The 18,126-nt window shown below is 63.5% G+C and carries 16 protein-coding genes; 11 read left to right on the forward strand and 5 right to left on the reverse strand.

Translation table 11 applies throughout. The annotated features are described in order from the left end of the window. The first annotated feature begins 26 nt into the window (after positions 1 to 26). The gene (locus tag ACYG9Y_RS23220; protein WP_023739653.1) at positions 27 to 437 is read left to right on the forward strand and encodes a hypothetical protein; all 411 of its coding nucleotides are present in this window, start codon (positions 27 to 29) and stop codon (positions 435 to 437) included. A gap of 10 nt (positions 438 to 447) precedes the next feature. Here ACYG9Y_RS23220 and ACYG9Y_RS23225 read toward each other — a convergent pair whose 3' ends face one another. Then, a complete protein-coding gene (locus ACYG9Y_RS23225; protein WP_023739654.1) occupies positions 448 to 1,221 on the reverse strand; it encodes a gamma-glutamyl-gamma-aminobutyrate hydrolase family protein in 774 nt (257 codons plus the stop codon). Between the two features lie 295 nt (positions 1,222 to 1,516). Between ACYG9Y_RS23225 and ACYG9Y_RS23230 the strand changes: the two genes are divergently transcribed. Further along, positions 1,517 to 2,626: a TRAP transporter substrate-binding protein gene (locus ACYG9Y_RS23230; protein ID WP_023725935.1), complete on the forward strand. Its 1,110-nt coding sequence runs from the start codon at positions 1,517 to 1,519 to the stop codon at positions 2,624 to 2,626. A 251-nt stretch (positions 2,627 to 2,877) separates the two neighbouring features. Here the strand turns inward: ACYG9Y_RS23230 and ACYG9Y_RS23235 are convergent, their stop codons facing one another. The 4 genes from ACYG9Y_RS23235 to ACYG9Y_RS23250 form a co-directional block, all read right to left on the reverse strand. Further along, positions 2,878 to 3,906: a zinc-dependent alcohol dehydrogenase family protein gene (locus ACYG9Y_RS23235; RefSeq protein ID WP_023739655.1), complete on the reverse strand. Its 1,029-nt coding sequence runs from the start codon at positions 3,904 to 3,906 to the stop codon at positions 2,878 to 2,880. A gap of 33 nt (positions 3,907 to 3,939) precedes the next feature. Beyond that, positions 3,940 to 5,718 carry a TRAP transporter large permease gene (locus tag ACYG9Y_RS23240; protein ID WP_023739656.1) on the reverse strand — a complete coding sequence of 593 codons (1,779 nt, stop codon included), beginning with the start codon at positions 5,716 to 5,718 and terminating at the stop codon, positions 3,940 to 3,942. Then, positions 5,715 to 6,320: a TRAP transporter small permease subunit gene (locus ACYG9Y_RS23245; RefSeq protein ID WP_023683517.1), complete on the reverse strand. Its 606-nt coding sequence runs from the start codon at positions 6,318 to 6,320 to the stop codon at positions 5,715 to 5,717. Before ACYG9Y_RS23245 ends, ACYG9Y_RS23240 begins: the two co-directional genes overlap by 4 nt. 197 nt (positions 6,321 to 6,517) lie before the next feature. Further along, positions 6,518 to 7,423, reverse strand: coding sequence for a branched-chain amino acid ABC transporter permease (locus tag ACYG9Y_RS23250; protein WP_023671347.1), 906 nt, complete (start codon positions 7,421 to 7,423; stop codon positions 6,518 to 6,520). 89 nt (positions 7,424 to 7,512) lie between these two features. On the opposite strand from ACYG9Y_RS23250, the gene ACYG9Y_RS23255 reads away from it, so the two are divergent. From ACYG9Y_RS23255 to ACYG9Y_RS23295, 9 genes are all read left to right on the forward strand, one after another. Further along, positions 7,513 to 8,121, forward strand: coding sequence for a CGNR zinc finger domain-containing protein (locus tag ACYG9Y_RS23255; RefSeq protein WP_023739657.1), 609 nt, complete (start codon positions 7,513 to 7,515; stop codon positions 8,119 to 8,121). Then, positions 8,114 to 8,644, forward strand: coding sequence for a hypothetical protein (locus tag ACYG9Y_RS23260; RefSeq protein ID WP_023729725.1), 531 nt, complete (start codon positions 8,114 to 8,116; stop codon positions 8,642 to 8,644). Before ACYG9Y_RS23255 ends, ACYG9Y_RS23260 begins: the two co-directional genes overlap by 8 nt. Positions 8,645 to 8,865: 221 nt before the next feature. Continuing rightward, the gene (locus ACYG9Y_RS23265; RefSeq protein WP_023739658.1) at positions 8,866 to 12,336 is read left to right on the forward strand and encodes an indolepyruvate ferredoxin oxidoreductase family protein; all 3,471 of its coding nucleotides are present in this window, start codon (positions 8,866 to 8,868) and stop codon (positions 12,334 to 12,336) included. Between the two features lie 91 nt (positions 12,337 to 12,427). Further along, a complete protein-coding gene (locus ACYG9Y_RS23270) occupies positions 12,428 to 14,743 on the forward strand; it encodes a putative bifunctional diguanylate cyclase/phosphodiesterase (RefSeq protein WP_023739659.1) in 2,316 nt (771 codons plus the stop codon). 167 nt (positions 14,744 to 14,910) lie between these two features. Further along, entirely contained in the window at positions 14,911 to 15,681 is a 771-nt protein-coding gene (locus ACYG9Y_RS23275) for an N-acyl amino acid synthase FeeM domain-containing protein (protein ID WP_023683521.1), read from the forward strand. A 99-nt stretch (positions 15,682 to 15,780) separates the two neighbouring features. Continuing rightward, positions 15,781 to 15,930 (forward strand): DUF3096 domain-containing protein, encoded by a 150-nt coding sequence (locus tag ACYG9Y_RS23280; RefSeq protein WP_023671341.1) that lies wholly within the window; start codon positions 15,781 to 15,783, stop codon positions 15,928 to 15,930. A 165-nt stretch (positions 15,931 to 16,095) separates the two neighbouring features. Beyond that, a complete protein-coding gene (locus ACYG9Y_RS23285) occupies positions 16,096 to 16,320 on the forward strand; it encodes an aa3-type cytochrome c oxidase subunit IV (RefSeq protein WP_023671340.1) in 225 nt (74 codons plus the stop codon). A gap of 101 nt (positions 16,321 to 16,421) precedes the next feature. Then, complete coding sequence (locus ACYG9Y_RS23290; protein WP_023739660.1) at positions 16,422 to 17,699, forward strand: Re/Si-specific NAD(P)(+) transhydrogenase subunit alpha; 1,278 nt, start codon at positions 16,422 to 16,424, stop codon at positions 17,697 to 17,699. Then, on the forward strand, positions 17,699 to 18,124 hold the full coding sequence (locus ACYG9Y_RS23295; RefSeq protein ID WP_032885960.1) for a proton-translocating transhydrogenase family protein: 426 nt from the start codon (positions 17,699 to 17,701) through the stop codon (positions 18,122 to 18,124). Before ACYG9Y_RS23290 ends, ACYG9Y_RS23295 begins: the two co-directional genes overlap by 1 nt. Positions 18,125 to 18,126 lie beyond the last annotated feature (2 nt).

Below are 18,126 nucleotides of genomic sequence, written 5' to 3' on the forward strand. Positions count from 1 at the left end.
CTGCGCCGGGGGGCGCGGAGTGCAAGATGACGAAACTTCCGGCATCGATTGCGGCAGCGGCACTTTTCGCCGGCTTTCAGCTGTTTCACGGCGGCAGCAGTGAAAGTTCGGCCAATGAAGCAAGGCCGGCAACCACCTTCAGGCTGGTCGCCAATGGCGACGAAGGCGACTGCGCGGTTAGCCGCGGCGCCGCGATTGACGATGGCCTGTCGCTGTTGACCGTGGCGCCGAATTGCCGCGGGCTGCTGCCCGGCATCGAGCGGGCAAAATTCTGGCGAGAGGGCGTGGACGGCACGATCGCGTTCAGCGCCGACGGCACCGACCCGATCGTCACCTTCTCGGTTGCGGATGGCGACGGCTACGAATCCTACGCTCCGGCCACGCCGCTGCTGTCGCTGGCGACAACCGGCGAACGGGATCAATCCGCCGGCAATTGATCGTCGGGATTTATTCCGCCGCCGCCCGTGCACCGGCCTTCGCCGCCGCATGCAGCCGCACCGCATCGCCGAAGGCGCGGAAGATCTTGGCCGAGTTGCCGTCCGACTTGACCCAGTATTCGGGGTGCCATTGCACGCCGACGGCGAAGGCGCGGGCGTCCTTCACCGAAACCGCCTCCACCGTGCCGTCGCCGGCAACCGCCTCGACCTGCAGCTTCGAGCCGAGCCGGTCGATGCCTTGGCGGTGCAGCGAGTTGACCTTGATGTCGCTGGCGCCGAATACACCGGCCAGGCAGCCGCCCGGCTTGATCGAAATGGTCTGGTGAATGGCGAAACGTTCGTCCTGGTTGTCGCTCACGGGCGCGCGATGGTCCAGCGAACCTTCGCGCTCCTGGATCTCGGTGCCAAGCGTGCCGCCCAGCGCCACGTTCAACTCCTGGATGCCGCGGCAGATGGCAAGCAGCGGCACGCCGCGCTCGATCGCCTTGCGGATCAGCGGCAGCGTGGTGGAATCGCGCGCCGGGTCATAGGGGCCGTTGGCTTCGCTGGCGTCGCCGCCATAGAGTGATGGATGCACGTTGGACTTGGAGCCGGTGACCATGACACCGTCGACCGAAGACAACAGCTCGTCGAAATCGAGCCGGTCGCCGAAGGACGGCACCAAAAGCGGGAACACGCCGGCGCCGGAAAGTGCTGCCTCGATATATTGCTGCGGGACGGCATGCCAGGTGTAGTTGTCGAACTGACGGACGTCGGTCGATATGGCGACGAGCGGCTGGTGCATTTTGGGTCCGGATTCCATTTGGAGCGAAGCGAATAATCTATTGTGCCTGCAAAATAGGCGATCCGAAGGCGCTTTTCCATGGCAAGTTTCGCCATCTCGCATGGGCCACGCGGCGAACGTTAGACTATAGTTGCAGGCTGGCTGGCCGGCCCGCGGATTTGTCGCCAGCGCCGCCGTCAAATCCCGCTGCCATGCTGGACTCGACCCCTTGCCCGTGTATTGTTTCGGCAAATCGATACCGGGCGCGAGGAGATGTCCCTGATGTCGGTTTGTTGGTCCAAAAGGGAGGTTCTGCATGGATCGTCGTTCATTCATCCGCAAGGCCGGGGTCACCGGCGTGGGCGCTGCGGCGGCTGCCGCGACGCTAGCCGCACCGGCAATCGCCCAGTCCAATCCGAAAGTGACGTGGCGGTTGGCGTCATCCTTCCCCAAGTCACTCGATACGATCTATGGCGGCGCGGAAGTCTTCTCCAAGATGCTGTCTGAGGCGACGGACGGCAATTTCCAGGTCCAGGTCTTCGCCTCCGGCGAACTCGTGCCCGGCCTGCAGGCGGCCGACGCCACCACGGCCGGCACCGTCGAGGCCTGCCACACGGTGTCATACTATTACTGGGGCAAGGACCCGACATGGGCGCTGGGTGCGGCAGTGCCGTTCTCGCTCAACGCGCGCGGCATGAATGCCTGGCACTATCATGGCGGCGGAATCGACCTGTTCAACGAGTTTCTTGCCACGCAAGGCCTGTTCGGCCTGCCGGGCGGCAACACCGGCGTGCAGATGGGCGGCTGGTTCCGCAAGGAGATCAACACCGTCGCCGACCTCTCCGGCCTCAAGATGCGCATAGGCGGCTTTGCCGGCAAAGTGGTCTCGAAGCTCGGTGTCGTGCCGCAGCAGATCGCCGGTGGCGACATCTATCCGGCGCTGGAAAAGGGCACCATCGACGCCGCCGAATGGGTCGGCCCCTATGATGACGAGAAGCTCGGCTTCTACAAGGTCGCGCCCTACTACTACTATCCCGGCTGGTGGGAAGGCGGTCCGACCGTCCATCTCCTGTTCAACAAGGCGAAGTACGAAGAGCTTTCGCCGGCCTACAAGTCGCTGGTGCACACGGCCGCGCACGCGGCAGACGCCAACATGCTGCAGAAATACGACTATCTCAATCCTGCAGCGGTGAAGCGGCTGGTGGCCGGCGGCGCGAAATTGCGCCCGTTCAGCCAGGACATCATGGCCGCCTGTTTCGAGAAGGCCAATGAGGTCTACACCGAAATGGAAGCCACCAACGCGCCGTTTAAGAAGATCTGGGACTCGATCAAGGGCTTCCGCAAGGAGCACTATCTGTGGGCCCAGGTGGCCGAGTACAATTACGATACCTTCATGATGGTCCAGCAGCGCAACGGCAAACTGTAGGCTGGGATCTGTCCCTTCTCCCCGTCACTATACGGGGAGAAGGTCCCGGCAGGTGGATGAGGGGCGGCGCAAACTTCGGCGATTGATCGCCTTGGGCTTGGTAGCCGCCCCGAAATTATAGCTTATCTTTCCAAGCGTTGACGCTGCCCCTCACCTGCCTGCCGGCATCCTCTCCCCGTATAGTGACGGGGAGAGGGACGCGGTCATCGTCGTTTCGCCAATCGCCAACGTCGCAGGATTGAGGCTGCCCTTCATTCCCTGCCCGGCACCACCAACACCTTGACCTCGCCGGGGGCGGCCGGGTTGGAGATAACCGAGGGGGCTCCGTCCAGGCCGACCTGTCTGGAGATGAGCTTGTCGATCTCGATTGCCCCGGACGCGACAAGGTCCGCCGCCCGCCTGTGGGTGAAGGGGTTGATGAACGAGCCGAGAACCTTCAGTTCGCGAAACAGGATGTCGAACGGTTCGAAGGGCACTTTCACGCCTTGCGGCATCACGCCGACGATCACCACCGTGCCGCCGGACTTCGCCAGCCGCATCGATTGTTCGACGGTATCGGGGACACCGGCGCATTCGAGCACCACGTCGGCCCCGCCGGGCACAAGGCCGGTTGGGCCGGCGATCGCCTCGATCGGGTCGACCGCGTTTGGGTCGACCGTCGCCGTTGCACCGAGCTCTTCGGCGAGCGCACGGCGGGAGGCCTGCCGCGTCGACAGGATGATGGTCGCCGCTCCTGCGAGCCTCGCCAATTGCACGGTAAGCAGGCCGATGACGCCGCCACCAAGCACCACCACGGCAGCGCCGGGTCTGATTCCGGCGAGGTCGACAGCGTGCAGGCAGCAGGCCAGCGGCTCGCAGAAGGCGCCATGCGTTGGCTCGAGGTTCGCAGGCAGAAGAAAGGCCTGGCTCTGCGGCATCACGACATAGTCGGCGAAGCCGCCGTCGCGATGGATGCCGATGGCCCTGAGATTGCTGCACAAATTGACCCGGCCGGCCCGACAATGACTGCAGCGTCCGCAGAAGATGTTGGGATCGCCGGTAACACGGTCACCGATGGCGATGCCGGAAACCGCATCGCCGACAGCCTCGACGATGCCGCAGAATTCGTGACCAAGCGTCACCGGCGGGCTCGAAGGGAATTCGCCGTGGAGGAGGTGACGGTCGGTGCCGCAAACGCCGCAGGCTTCGACGCGCACCAGAACGTCCTGCGGTCCCGCAACAGGCTTGTCGACCTCCCGTAGCGCAATGCTGCCCACGGCTTCCAGGCGCACGGCTCTCATGACATCCTCACTCAGGTTCTCAGTGTTCACACATCAGTTGAAGTTCGGCGGCTGCGACAGGTCGGTCGCCGGCGCCGCCGGCTTGGCGGGCGGCGTCTCGCCGAAATTCGGCGGCTGCGAGAGATCGTTCGACGGTGGCGCCGCGGGTGATGGGCCACCGTTGGCTGGTGGTGGTGTGCCGAGAGGCGCAAGGCTTGGCATATCAGGCAAGTTGATCTCGATCGTTCCCGGATCGACGGCCGCACCCTTGTAGCGCATGACCATTTGCGGGAAGGCGATGGTCAGCCCGATCATGATCACCTGGATGCAGACGAAGGGCACGGCGCCCCAATAGATCTGGCCGGTGGTCACCGGCGCGATCTGCTTGCCGGTGGGGCGATCGAGATAGGGCACGCGCGCGGCGACAGAGCGCAGGTAGAACAGCGCAAAGCCGAAAGGCGGGTGCATGAAGCTTGTCTGCATGTTGACGCCGAGCAGCACGCCGAACCAGATCAGGTCGATGCCGAGCTTGTCGGCAGCCGGCGCCAAGAGCGGTACGATGATGAAGGCGAGCTCGAAGAAGTCGAGGAAGAAGGCGAGCACGAAGACCAGGATGTTGACGCCGATCAGGAAGCCGACTTCGCCGCCCGGCAGCGACGTCAACAAATGCTCGACCCAGACGTGGCCGTTGACGCCGTAGAAGGTCAGCGAGAACACCCGCGCGCCGATCAGGATGAACAGCACGAAGGAGGAAAGCCTGGTGGTCGACGCGAGCGCCTGTTTGATGACATCCAGCGACAACCGCCCCTTCATTGCCGCCATCGCCAGGGCGCCAACCGCGCCCATGGCGCCGCCCTCTGTCGGGGTGGCGATGCCGAGGAAGATGGTGCCCAGCACCAGGAAGATCAGCGCCAGAGGCGGGATCAAAACGATGATCACCTGCTGCGCCAACCTGGACATCATGTTGATGTTCAGGCCCTTGTCGGCGATCGCCACGATATAGATCAGGATCACCCCGATGCTGGCGCCAAGGATATCGGCATTGTCGCCATGCGCCGGCGCAAGGTAGCGATAGGCCGCATAGGAAGCCGCGACTGCCACCAGCAGTGCCGCGAGCAGCGACAGCACGCCGTGGCCAAGCGTGCGGGCCGCCAGCGGCAACGCCGGCATCGAGTTCGGCCGGACGATCGACATGATCAGGATGTAGAGCGTGTAAAGGCCGGTCAGCACCAGGCCGGGGATCAGCGCGCCGGCATACATGTCGCCGACCGAACGGCCGAGCTGGTCGGCCAGAACGATCAGCACCAGCGACGGCGGGATGATCTGGGCGAGTGTGCCGGATGCCGCGATGACGCCCGACGCCAGTCGTCGGTCATAGCCGTAGCGCAGCATGATCGGCAGCGAGATCAGGCCCATGGCGATGACCGAAGCCGCGACCACGCCCGTGGTCGCGGCAAGCAGCGCACCGACGAAGATCACTGCATAGGCAAGGCCGCCGCGAACCGGGCCGAACAGCTGGCCGATCGTGTCGAGCAGGTCCTCGGCCATGCCCGATCGTTCCAGCACGATGCCCATGAAGGTGAAGAACGGGATTGCCAAGAGCGTGTCGTTCGACATCACCCGGCTGCCGTAGAAATTGTCGGGCAGCGCATGCAGCAGCGGCCACGCCAGGTTGATCGAGCCGCCCGAATAGGGCGACAGCACGACGCCGATGAAGAAGAACATCAGGCCGTTGGCGGCGAGCGAGAAAGCGACGGGGTAGCCGATCAGCAGGAAGATGATCAGCGAGGCGAACATGATCGGCGCCATGTTCTGGGCGATGAACTCGATCATGGGCGCGCCTCCTGGGCGAGCGCCTTGGCTTCTTCGGCAAGGGCTTTCGCCTCGAGCTCGGCCTGTTCGTGCACCGAGATGAACGGATTGGGATCGTCCATGTCGCCGCGCATGATGGCGATCTTCTTGATGATCTCGGAGATGCCCTGCAGCGCCAGCAGAAAGAAGCCGACGAGCAGGATCGCCTTGGCCGGCCAGATGATCAGGCCGCCGGAATTGTTCGACATTTCGCCGCTGCGGAACGACAGCGACACGTAGGGTACAAAATAGATCACCATCAGCGTCACAAACGGCATCAGGAAGAAGACATGGCCGAGCAGGTCGATCCAGTGCTGCACGCGGCGCGACCACATGCCGTAGACGATGTCGATGCGGATATGGTCGTTCTGTTTCAGCGTGTAGGCGGCGGCCAGCATGAAGGCGGCGCCGAACAGGTACCACTGCAGTTCCAGCCAGGCATTCGACGAGACGTCGAAGACCTTGCGGATGATGGCATTGGCGGCGCTGACCAGGATTGCCAGCAGGATCAGCCACGATATCCACCGGCCGATGAACTCGTTCATACGGTCGATCGTTCTGGATAGAGCGAGCAGCCCTGCCATGCATTTCCTCCCTGAGGTCGAAGGCGCGCCGGCTCCCCTATTTTCCGTCGCGCCGCTGTGGCCCAACGGTATGCCGTGCGTGGTTCGGCGGGTCAACATGGCATGGGCGCGATCAACGCCGTCGTGACGGGAGGCAGGGGATAAGTGCCGACCGGCTGCTGCGTCATGCAACCAAAGTCTGACAGCGGATGCGGCGATCAGGCGATCTTCTGCTGGTCGCGGCCAGGACCGATCAGCACAAGTGCCGCGACCAGGAACAGATACATCCAGCCATCGCGCCATTCGATCGGGAAATAGCCGGCCCATAGCGATTCGGCCATGCCGAAGGCGGCCGCACCGAGCGCGGCCCGAGGCGGCGAGAGATAGCCGCCCACCGCCGTCACGAACAGGATTTTCAGCCCGTAGACGAGGCCTGAGCCGAAGCTGACATTGCCGTAGTAAAGGGCGGCCATGATTCCGGCCAGCGCGGCGCAGAAACCGCCGAACAGCACCGCATGCCGGAACACTGCGCGCACGTCCACGCCGCACATGGCAGCCGCTTTGGGATCGTCGGAGACGGCGCGCCAACGGCGACCGAAGCCTGAGCGGGCAAACGCCCATGCAGCGAGCATGATTGCCGCCAGAACCACCGCGCAATCGATGAGCTGGATCAGCGTCAGCGTCGCCTGGAAGCCGGCATCCTGAGCGAAGACAATGGGTTGCGCCAGCATCGGCGGCAGCCACCAATCATGCGTGTCGGCGGCGATACGGCTTGCTTCCGACAGCACCAGCAGGATGCCGAGCGTCGTCACCACAATGGCATTGGGCGTGCGGTCGGCCAGCGGTTCGAAGACGCTGCGCGACAGCACGTGGCCGATCAGCGCGGCATAAAAGAAAGCCGTGACGACGCCGAGCACCACTGCCGCCAGCAAGGTCAGCCACAATACCTGATAGCCGAAGGCCACGGTCAGGATCATCGTCTGGCCGCAAAAGGCGAACAGCGCGCCATAGGCGAGATTGGTCCGGTGCAGGATGCCGTTGGTCAGCACGTAGCCGAAGGCAAGCAGCGCATAGAGCGCGCCGGAATGCAGCCCGTTCAGCACCTGCTGGAAGAAATAGAGCATAGACAGCTTTCCGGGCGCCGGAGCCCGCGCCAAGGTTTGCATCGTAGAATCTAACTTGTCAAATGCGTTTTATGGGTTAGATTTCCGATATGACAGTATCTTGGACCCCACATCGCTTCACCGGCGGCATTCTTGCGCTCGATACGGCCAACACCGTGGTGTTGCGCAACGATCCGGAAAAGACCTTCGACCGTTTTGACGATCCGGCCGAGATCGCGCGCTTCGCCGATGCCGCAAGCGGCTTTCGCGGTGCCGAGCTTGGCGGCAGACCGCTGGAGGCGACCTCGCCGGACAGCATCGCCCCGGTGGTGCTGGCGATCCGCGAGACGACCGACCGCCTGTTTCGCGGCGCGGTGTCGAAAGGTGCGCTTGCCGCCGGCGATCTCGCCGCTTTTCTCAAGGCCTGCGCCAACGGCCTAGATCGGAGCCTGGCCGAAATCGGCGCACCGGGTAGACCGTTCGGCGACCCATCGACGCCGATCGCGTTCGAGGCGGCGCTGGCGGTTTCGGCCTTGTCGCTGCTGCGCGACGACACGGTCGCCAGGCTCAGGATCTGTCCCAATTGCAGCTGGCTGTTTCTCGACAGGAGCCGCAATTCCAGCCGCCTTTGGTGCGATATGGCTGTGTGCGGCAACCGCCAGAAAGCAAGCCGTCACTATCGCCGCCGCACGGCGGCACATGAGGTCAACAATGCCTAGGGTTGTTTTTCGTTCGATCCTTGTCGGTGCAGCGCTCATTGCAGCCGTTGCGCTTGGCGCCTGCCGCGACACCGGCGGCGACGGCAAGCTGTTCGAGGTTTCCGGCAAGGTCGTCGTCTTCAATTACCGTCTCGCCCGGGCGACCTATGTCGTGACGCTGCGGCCCCTGCAGCCGATGGGCGAAGGCCAGGTTGCGGTCGCCAGTTTCCAGAATCCGGCCGGCGGCCCTCCCCTGGTAGTCGAGCAGAAGGTGTGGCCGAAGCTCGACAAGGTCAGCCTGGAGAGCCCGGCGCTGACCTGTATCGTCAAGGACAAGCCCTATGCGATTTCGATCAGCATCAGGGGTCCTGACGGCACGTTCCTGCAGAAGATCGACACGACGCTGATGTCGAGCGAGGACCAGTCGATCCTTCCCGACCGGCCGCTGGTGGTCGACCAGCTCTATACGGCCAATCCCGATCTTGCCGGCCATCCCGACGGCAAGCTGCCGGGTGAGCCGAAGCCGGATTGCTCGAAAGGCTGACGCGTCTTAGCCCGGCGCGACTGCGTGGAAATTTTTGGTCGCCGGACAACCGCCGCGGACCGATTTCGTGCCGGATACGCGACGGCAGCGGATCGTTCGTTGCGCTTTGCCTGGCACTTTCGATTTCGTTTGACCTGCCTTGCAAGCGGAGAAAGACTGCGCCATCTCACTCCTACGTTGGCTGCGCGCCCCCGGTGCTGCCTCCGCAGAGGAAATGCCTGATGACGCTGCACGACGTCGCGCTCGACGACAAGTTCGATCTTGGTAAGGAGCGCATCTTCCTGTCCGGCGCACAGGCGGTCATCCGCATGCTTTTGATGCAGCGCGAGCGCGACCGCCGGGCCGGCCTCAACACGGCCGGCTTCGTGTCCGGTTATCGCGGCTCGCCGCTCGGCGGCCTCGATATGCAGCTGTGGCGGGCGAAAAAGCAGCTGGCGCAGGCCGACATCGTTTTCCAGCCCGGCCTCAACGAGGAGCTTGCCGCCACCGCCTGCTGGGGCTCTCAGCAGACGGAATTAATGGGCGAAGGCAAGCATGACGGGGTGTTTTCGGTCTGGTACGGCAAGGGACCGGGCGTCGACCGCTCCGGCGACGTTTTCCGCCACGCCAACCTCGCGGGATCGTCGAAGCATGGCGGCGTGCTTGCGCTGATGGGCGACGACCATATGGCCGAATCATCGACCAATGCGCACGCCACCGAATTCCTGTTCGTCGACACCATGGTGCCGATCCTCAATCCGGCCGGCGTCCAGGAGATCATCGACTACGGGCTCTACGGCTTTGCCATGTCGCGCTTCGCCGGCACCTGGGCGGCGATCAAATGCGTCAAGGACAACATCGAATCGACAGCCTCCGTCGATGCCGCGCTCGAGCGCCTGAACATCGTCGTGCCGGAGTTCGATATGCCGCCCGGCGGCCTCAACATCCGCGATGAGATCGACATGCTCGGCCAGGAGGAGCGGCTGCATGAATACAAGCGCGCCGCTGCGTCCGCCTTCATCCATGCCAACCGCCTGAACCGCATCGTCTATTCGGGTGGCCGGGCGCCGAAGCTCGGTATCATCACGCTCGGCAAGAGCTATCTCGATGTCCGCCAGGCGCTGGAAGATATCGGCATCGACGAGGCCGCCGCCGGCCGCATCGGCATCCGCCTGTTCAAGGTCGGTTGCCCATGGCCGCTCGACCTGCAGCATATCGCCGAATTCGCCCGCGGCCTCGACACCATCGTCGTCGTCGAGGAGAAGCGCTCGCTGATCGAGGTGCAGCTGCGCGAAAACCTCTACGGCACCGCCACCCAGCCGATGATCGTCGGCAAGAAGGACGAGCGCGGCGACTGGCTGTTCCCGGCCAAGGGCGCGCTCGACCCCAACGAGATCGCCATTGCGCTGGGCGAGCGCATCCTGCGCACAATCGGCCCTTCGGAAGAGATCACTGCCAAGGTGGCAAAGCTGCGCCAGTTCCAGGCGATGCTTGCCGACACCAGCGATATCGGTTCGCGCACGCCGTTCTTCTGCTCCGGCTGCCCGCACAATTCCTCGACCAAGGTGCCGGACGGCTCGATCGCCGCCGCCGGTATCGGCTGCCATTTCATGGCGCTGTGGATGGACCGCAACACGGTCGGCTTCACCGCCATGGGCGGCGAGGGCGCACAATGGGTCGGCCAGGCGCCATTCTCCAAGCGCGGCCACATTTTCCAGAATCTCGGCGACGGGACCTACAATCACTCCGGCACGCTGGCGATCCGCTTCGCGCTGTCGACCGATGCCAACATCACCTACAAGATCCTCTACAACGACGCCGTCGCCATGACCGGCGGCCAGCCGCATGAGGGCGGCCTGACTGTCGACATGATCGCCAGGCAGGTGCGCGCCGAAGGCGTCGAGCGCATCGCCATCGTCACCGACGAGCCGGACAAATATGCGGGGAAGGCCGAATTCCCCTCCGGCGCCACCATCCACCACCGCGACGACCTCGACCTCGTCCAGCGCGAGCTGCGCGACGTCAAGGGCGTCTCGGTGCTGCTCTACGACCAGACCTGCGCCGCCGAAAAGCGCCGCCGCCGCAAGCGTGGCACCTTCCCGGATCCCGACAAGCGGGTCTTCATCAACGAACTGGTCTGCGAGGGCTGCGGCGATTGCGGGGTGCAATCGAACTGCGTCTCGATCCAGCCGGTCGAAACCGAGTTCGGCCGCAAGCGCAGAATAGACCAGTCGAGCTGCAACAAGGACTTCTCCTGCGTCAACGGCTTCTGCCCGTCCTTCGTCACCGTGCACGGCGCCAAGATCAGGAAGGCCGAAGGCATTGCCGGGCGCTCCGACCCGCTTGACGGCGTGCCGGTGCCAGCCGAATTCCCGCTCGGTAGCGAGGGTTGGGCGGCGATCATCGACGGCGTCGGCGGCACCGGCGTCGTCACCATAGGTGCTGTGCTCGGCATGGCCGCCCATCTCGAGGACAAGGGCTGCGGCATGATTGACATGGCCGGCCTCGCCCAGAAGGGCGGTTCGGTGTTCACCCATGTCCGCATCGCCCGCACGCCGGACGACATCCACGCGATCCGCGTTTCGGCCGGCAAGGCCGACCTGGTACTCGGCTGCGACCTTGTCGTCTCCGGCGCCAAGAAGGTACTGGCCGCAGTGCGCGCAGGCCATACCATCTTCCTCGCCAACACTGCCGAGATCATGCCTGGCGAATTCGCCCGCTCGGCCGATTTCTCGCTGCCCATCGAGCGCCTGAAGAAGGCGATCCGCGCTGCCGCTGGCGACGACAAGACGCATTTCTTCGACGCCACGCGCACCGCCACCCAATTGTTCGGGAATTCGCTCGGCGCCAACATGTTCATGCTCGGCTTCGCTTTCCAGCATGGCGGGCTGCCGCTGTCCGCGCAAGCCGTTGAAAGAGCGATTGAATTGAATGGCGAGGCGGTGGCGATGAACATCGCCGCCTTCCGCTGGGGCCGGCGCGCCGCGCATCAGCCGGAGTTTGTGCGCGGCCTCATCGCGCAACCGAGCAAGGCCACTGAGATCGCCGAGACGCTGGACGATATCATCGCCCGCCGCGTCGCTTTCCTCTCTGCCTATCAGAACGCTGCCTATGGCAAGCGCTACGCCGAGAAGCTGGCGGTTTTGCGTGCTGCCGAGGCCAAGGCCTTACCTGGCTCGACCGCGGTGACCGAGGCCGCCGCCAGAAACCTGTTCAAGCTGATGGCGATCAAGGACGAATATGAGGTGGCGCGGCTCTACACCGACGGCTCCTTCGCTATGGAGCTGTCAAAACAGTTCCAGAGCTACGAAAAGCTCGAGTTTCATCTGGCGCCGCCGCTCGTGGGCAGGCGCGGCAATGACGGCAAGCCGAGGAAATCGAGCTTCGGCCCGTGGATGATGAAGGGTTTTCGCCTGCTGGCGGCGCTGAAAAGCCTGCGCGGCACGGCCTTCGACGTGTTCGGCTACAGCGCCGAGCGGCGCATGGAGCGGCAGCTTCTGGCCCGCTATGAGGCCGATCTGGAGCTTGTCGCCAAAGCACTTGCGCCAGGCAGGATCGAGGCCGCCATCGCCCTTGTCTCGGTGCCGGCGCTCATTCGCGGCTACGGCCATGTCAGGCAAGCCAGCGCCGAAAAGGCGGCGGATGAACGAAATCGCCTTCTTGAACGATTCAAGTTGCCGGTGCAGCCAAGCGCATTACAAGCCGCTGAGTAGCCAAAAGGGCCGGAAAAACAGGCCCTTCAGCGCGAGCTAAAGGTTTTTTAATGGGACTATGCCAAGGCTGTGGTTCAGTTGGGCGCCAGTAATGGGCAGAACAAAGACCGATAACATCCCTGTGGATGTTTATATCCAGTTTGTGCGCTCGTTGTTCGACAACGCGCATATGCTGGTCATTGGCGCGCTTTGCCACGCAACCGCCAGCCTTATGGTCTATTGGCGCAACGGCCAGCCTGTCTTCCTGGTTCTTGCCGGAGCACTGCTTGGCATCGGCGTTTGGCGGTATTTCAGCTTGCGGCGGTTCCATCGCCTGGGTGGTTCCATCCACGATGCCTTGGATGCGACACGATGGGAGCGCGAATATATCCTGAACGGCAGCATCCAGGGGCTGATGCTGGGCCTGTTCTGCTTCATTTCGATCTATGTCTACTCGGATGCGTATGCCGAGATCGCAGCGCTCGCCATAACGCTTGGCTCTCTGGTCACGGTCGTAGGCCGAAACTACGGCTCGCCCCGCATGGTCACGATCTTCGCGGTAACCTTCGTCGGGCCGATCGCAGCAGCCCTGATCCTCAGGTTTGACATCCCCAGTGTCGTGCTTGGGCTGCTCATCATCCCGTTCATGTTCATCATCAAGGGCAGTGCCGACCATGTGCGCAACGTGCTGTTCTCGGCCGTGGTCGGGCATAAGCAGGCGAGGCAAATCGCGCAGCGCTTCAACCGCGCACTCAACACCATGTCGCATGGCCTGGTTATGCTCGGACCCGACGGCAAGGTCGTGGTCGGCAATGCCGAAGCAGCGCATCTGATGTCGCTGCGCTCGCCCGACCAGCTGCTCGGGCGGTCGATCCATTCGCTGCTCCTGCGCGGCGTTGCGGGCGGCATGCTGGCGCCGAAAGACTGCCGCTATGTCGAAGCGCAGCTGACGCGCGCGTTGCGCGAAGGCCGTGACCGCAAGGTGCTGGTCTCCTTCTCCAATGGCCAGCACTACGAGTTCTCGGCCCGCGAGGGCAATCAGGATCTCGGCGTCATCACCTTCGAGGACGTCACCGCCCGCGTCGAGTCCGAAGAAAAGATCCGCTTCATGGCGCGCTATGACAGCCTCACCGGCCTGCCGAACCGCGCCTATTTCCATGAGCTCGTCGGCGAGGCCATGGCGTCGGGCAGCCGCGACCGGCTGTGCGCCCTGGCGGTGCTCGATCTCGACGATTTCAAGAGCGTCAACGACACACTTGGCCATCCGGTCGGCGATGGGCTGATCTATGCCGTTGCCGAGCGACTGGCGGCCGTCGCCGGGCAAGGCGTCAATGTCAGCCGCTTCGGCGGCGACGAGTTCATGATCTTCTTCGACCGCGTCGAGGATGAAAGCCATCTGACCGGCCTGCTCGACCAGATCTTTGCCGATCTGCAGGGCGAAGTCGATGTCGCTGGTCACAGCCTGCGCATCCAGGCAAGCGCGGGCACCGTGCTGTCCAGGGTCGAGGACACCGATGTCGACGCCATGATCGTCAAGGCGGATCTGGCGCTCTACAAGGCCAAGGAACTCGGCAAGAACAACTGGCGACTGTTCGAGGCGGCGATGGATGCGGCGTTCCGCAACCGCCAGATGATGAAGGCCGACCTGCGCACGGCGGTCGAAGGCAAGGCGCTGCGGGTGGTCTATCAGCCCATCGTGGCGATGAACACCATGCGCATCGCCAGCTGCGAGGCGCTGTGCCGCTGGGATCATCCCGACCTCGGGCCGGTTTCGCCCAGCGTCTTCATTCCGCTGGCCGAAGAAATGGGCATCATTTCCGAGATCAGCACCTTCGTGCTGGCGGCTGCCTGCGCCGAATGCGCCAAATGGCCCGCACAGACCAGCGTCTCGGTCAACCTTTCGGCCAAGGATTTCCGCAGCCGCGACGTCGTCCAGAAGGTTCGCGACGCGCTTGCCACTTCGGGGCTCGCCGCCGGCCGCCTCGAGATCGAAGTCACCGAAACCGCGCTGCTCGACGACAAATCGCTGACGCGCCAGTATATCGAGGAACTGAAGCAGCTTGGCGTGCGCATCGCGCTCGACGATTTCGGCACCGGCTATTCAAGCCTGAGCTACCTCCACAAGCTGCCGCTCGACAAGATCAAGATCGACCGTTCGTTCCTGATGGACGTGACCCAGAACAAGCGTTCGCTCGACTTGTTGAAGGGCATCGTGGACCTGACCCGCGTGCTCGGGCTGACCGTCACCATCGAAGGTGTGGAAACGTTCGAACAGCTGAAGATCCTGGTGCATTCGGTGAAACCCGACCTCGTCCAGGGCTTCCTCTTCGGCGCAGCTCTCAGCGCGTCCGGCATCGAAACGATGTCCAGTGTGACCTGGCCCTTCGCCGCGGAATTGCGGCCCGTCGCCAAACTCGCGACCACATGAAGCCCAACCTTTAAATCGCGCTTGGAAGCCGTCAAAAAAGCTGTGAATTGCCAAAACGTTAACCTATTGTTAACGTTAATATTCGGTAAACACAGACGATTAGAGTTTCATCTTCTTGTTCATTCGGTCGTCCGGTATGGTTTAGTTGCGACGGCACGAGGGTAACAATGGAAACTCAGCTAGCAGGTATGCCTCTGGTGGCTTCTAGGGCCACCGCTCAGTCTCCTTCGGTGTTTTCTCGTCATATCATGGACGTCCTGGAGCACGTCGAGTATCGCCTTTGCGACGGTGCCGAGGATTTGGAAGCCATCTATCGACTTCGCTACAAATCCTACCTTCATGCTGGCATGGTGAAGCCCGATGCCTCGCGTATGGTAAAGGACGACTTCGACGATCTGCGCAATTCCTACCGATTTGGCGTGTTCTTCGATGGTGTTCTGGTCAGCACCATCAGAATCCACTACGCCTGCGCGAAATACCCTGTTTCCCCCAGCACGGCCGTGTTCGGCGACACGCTGGCGCGGCGGCTGGCAGTTGGCGAGACGTTCGTCGATCCAAGCCGTTTCGCTGCCGATATCGAGTGGTCGACCAGCCTGCGCGTGCTGCCCTACGTGACGCTCAGGCTTGCGGTCGTAGCTTGCAGCCACTTCAAACCGACATATTGCCTGACGGCGGTCAAGGAAGAGCATGCCGGCTTCTATCATCGCATCTTCCGTTCCGAGCAGGCGGTGCCCCCCCGCATCTATCCCGGTCTCACCGTTCCCGTGCATCTGTTCCAGTCGAAGTGCTCCGAAAACATGCAGGCGACGCTGGATCGCTTCCCGTTCTTCAACTCCACGGCGTTCGAGCAGCGCATGCTCTTCCAACGCCCCAAGAGCGGCGAACTCGCACCGCTAACCATCCTGCCCACCGCCAAGTTTTTCCGCGAAGCCGCCTGACACCACTGAAGCCTGCGCAATTTGGCACGCGAGCTCTGGAGCTTTCCCGCCGCTTCCGCGTTCTGGATGACGCCGACGCGGCCATAGAAAGGAACCGACATGCATATTCCCGAGCTCGCGCTTACCCCGCTGATCTCGCTGATTGCCGGCGTGCTGATCCTGGTGATGCCGCGGCTGCTCAACTACATCGTCGCGCTCTATCTGATCGTCATTGGGCTGCTCGGGCTGTTTCCGCATCTGGCCGGTTGAAGCGCAAACCCTTAACGTTCGACGCCAGGCCGGCGACAAGAGCCCATACCGCCGGCTTTCAACATTCTTTGAGGCTGTTGTCGCTGGTCGTGCGGCAATAGCGCCATTGCTCTTGGCCTGGCTTTTCGCTATGTGCCTCAAAGATGTCTTCGAAGGGGTATTCCTATGGCTGATCACACGCCGACCGGTCCTGTCGAACTGGGCGCGAAGATGGACTATGCCGAACATGACCGCACCTATCATGGCTTTCTGGCGCTGGCCAAATACGGCTCGCTGTTCTGCGGCGCCCTGCTCCTGGCCATGGCTTTCGGCTTCTTCGCAGGCGGCTTCTTCTCCGCGACCATCCTGTTCGTGCTGATCCTCGCCCTCGGCGCCTTCATTCTCCGATAGTCTCTTCAGACCCTTGCCAAGGGCGTAGCCGGACATCCGGCCGCACTCTTTCGCAAAGCCGCACTCTTGCGCAAACAGGTTCCAGCCGAAAGGATCATGCGGTGGGACAGACGGTTTTCATCCCTCGCGAGCTCGATGCCAGCGAGCCTCGTGTCGCGGCCTCGCCCGATACCGTGAAGCGGCTGGCGGCGCTGGGCTTCGACGTCACCGTCGAGACGGGCGCCGGCACCAGGTCGCGCATTCCCGATGAGGAGTTCGCCAAGGCGGGCGCCGCGATCGGCAAGGCTTCGGATGCGAGCCGGGCGGATGTGGTGCTGAAGGTGCGCCGGCCGACCAACGCCGAGCTGAAGGGCTACAAATCGGGTGCGGCGGTCATCGCCATCATGGATCCCTACGGCAATGATGCCGCGGTCGCGGCGCTTGCCGAGGCTGGGGTCACCGCCTTCTCGATGGAATTCATGCCGCGCATCACCCGCGCCCAGTCGATGGACGTGCTGTCGTCGCAGGCCAATCTCGCCGGCTACCAGGCCGTGATCGACGGCGCATCGGAGTATGACCGCGCGCTGCCGATGATGATGACGGCGGCCGGCACCGTGCCGGCAGCGAAGATCTTCATTATGGGCGTCGGCGTTGCCGGCCTGCAGGCGATCGCCACGGCGCGCCGTCTCGGCGCCGTCGTCACCGCCACCGACGTTCGTCCCGCCGCCAAGGAACAGGTGGCGTCGCTCGGCGCAAAGTTCCTCGCCGTCGAGGACGAGGAGTTCAAGGCGGCCGAGACCGCCGGCGGCTACGCCAAGGAAATGTCGAAGGAGTATCAGGCCAAGCAGGCAGCGCTCACCGCTGAGCACATCGCCAAGCAGGACATCGTCATCACCACGGCGCTGATCCCCGGCCGTCCGGCGCCGAAGCTGGTGTCGGCGGCGATGGTCGCCTCGATGAAGCCGGGCTCGGTGATCGTCGACCTCGCCGTCGAGCGCGGCGGCAATGTCGAAGGCGCAGTTGCAGGCCAGGTGGTGACCACGGCCAATGGCGTGAAAATCGTCGGCCACCTCAACGTGCCCGGCCGCGTCGCCGCATCGGCCTCGCTGCTCTACGCCAGGAACCTGTTCGCCTTCCTCGAGACGCTGGTCGACAAGACCAGCAAGACGCTCGCCATCAACCGCGAAGACGATCTGGTCAAGGCGACGATGCTGACCGACGCTGGCCGCGTGGTGCATCCGGCCTTCGCCAAGGCGGCGGAACAGCCCCATGTCGAACCGGCGGCCATTCCGGCGGAGACCATGGTGGCTGATGCCACGCCGAAGAAGGCTGCACCGAAAAAGGCGTCCGACAAAGCCACTGCCGGCAAGTCCGCCGCCAAGCCGAAGGGGATCGCGTGATGGATCAGACCTTGCAGAAAGCCCTCGATCAGCTCGACCAGGCAAGTGCCGCCGTCCGGCTGGCTGTGCAGAACCTGGCCAACGCGCCCGGTGGCGCCGATGCGGCGGGCGATGCCGCGCACGCACTGTCCGGCGGCGCCATCGATCCCTTCGTCTTCCGCTTCGCCATCTTCGTACTTGCGATCTTCGTCGGATACTACGTCGTCTGGTCGGTGACGCCGGCGCTGCACACGCCGCTGATGGCGGTCACCAACGCCATCTCCTCGGTCATCGTCGTCGGCGCGCTGCTGGCCGTCGGCATCTCGGCCTCCGGCATTGCCACCGGCTTCGGCTTCGTCGCGCTGATGCTGGTCTCGGTCAACATCTTTGGCGGCTTCCTGGTCACCCAGCGCATGCTGGCCATGTACAAGAAGAAGGACCGGTAGAG

It is taken from the genome of Mesorhizobium sp. W050 (assembly GCF_054719535.1).

Coding starts and splice junctions, on each gene's coding strand:
- ACYG9Y_RS23220 (WP_023739653.1), top strand. CDS start 27: ATGACGAAACTTCCGGCATCGATTGCGGCAGCGGCACTTTTCGCCGGC.
- ACYG9Y_RS23225 (WP_023739654.1), bottom strand. CDS start 1,221: ATGCACCAGCCGCTCGTCGCCATATCGACCGACGTCCGTCAGTTCGAC.
- ACYG9Y_RS23230 (WP_023725935.1), top strand. CDS start 1,517: ATGGATCGTCGTTCATTCATCCGCAAGGCCGGGGTCACCGGCGTGGGC.
- ACYG9Y_RS23235 (WP_023739655.1), bottom strand. CDS start 3,906: ATGAGAGCCGTGCGCCTGGAAGCCGTGGGCAGCATTGCGCTACGGGAG.
- ACYG9Y_RS23240 (WP_023739656.1), bottom strand. CDS start 5,718: ATGATCGAGTTCATCGCCCAGAACATGGCGCCGATCATGTTCGCCTCG.
- ACYG9Y_RS23245 (WP_023683517.1), bottom strand. CDS start 6,320: ATGGCAGGGCTGCTCGCTCTATCCAGAACGATCGACCGTATGAACGAG.
- ACYG9Y_RS23250 (WP_023671347.1), bottom strand. CDS start 7,423: ATGCTCTATTTCTTCCAGCAGGTGCTGAACGGGCTGCATTCCGGCGCG.
- ACYG9Y_RS23255 (WP_023739657.1), top strand. CDS start 7,513: ATGACAGTATCTTGGACCCCACATCGCTTCACCGGCGGCATTCTTGCG.
- ACYG9Y_RS23260 (WP_023729725.1), top strand. CDS start 8,114: ATGCCTAGGGTTGTTTTTCGTTCGATCCTTGTCGGTGCAGCGCTCATT.
- ACYG9Y_RS23265 (WP_023739658.1), top strand. CDS start 8,866: ATGACGCTGCACGACGTCGCGCTCGACGACAAGTTCGATCTTGGTAAG.
- ACYG9Y_RS23270 (WP_023739659.1), top strand. CDS start 12,428: ATGGGCAGAACAAAGACCGATAACATCCCTGTGGATGTTTATATCCAG.
- ACYG9Y_RS23275 (WP_023683521.1), top strand. CDS start 14,911: ATGGAAACTCAGCTAGCAGGTATGCCTCTGGTGGCTTCTAGGGCCACC.
- ACYG9Y_RS23280 (WP_023671341.1), top strand. CDS start 15,781: ATGCATATTCCCGAGCTCGCGCTTACCCCGCTGATCTCGCTGATTGCC.
- ACYG9Y_RS23285 (WP_023671340.1), top strand. CDS start 16,096: ATGGCTGATCACACGCCGACCGGTCCTGTCGAACTGGGCGCGAAGATG.
- ACYG9Y_RS23295 (WP_032885960.1), top strand. CDS start 17,699: ATGGATCAGACCTTGCAGAAAGCCCTCGATCAGCTCGACCAGGCAAGT.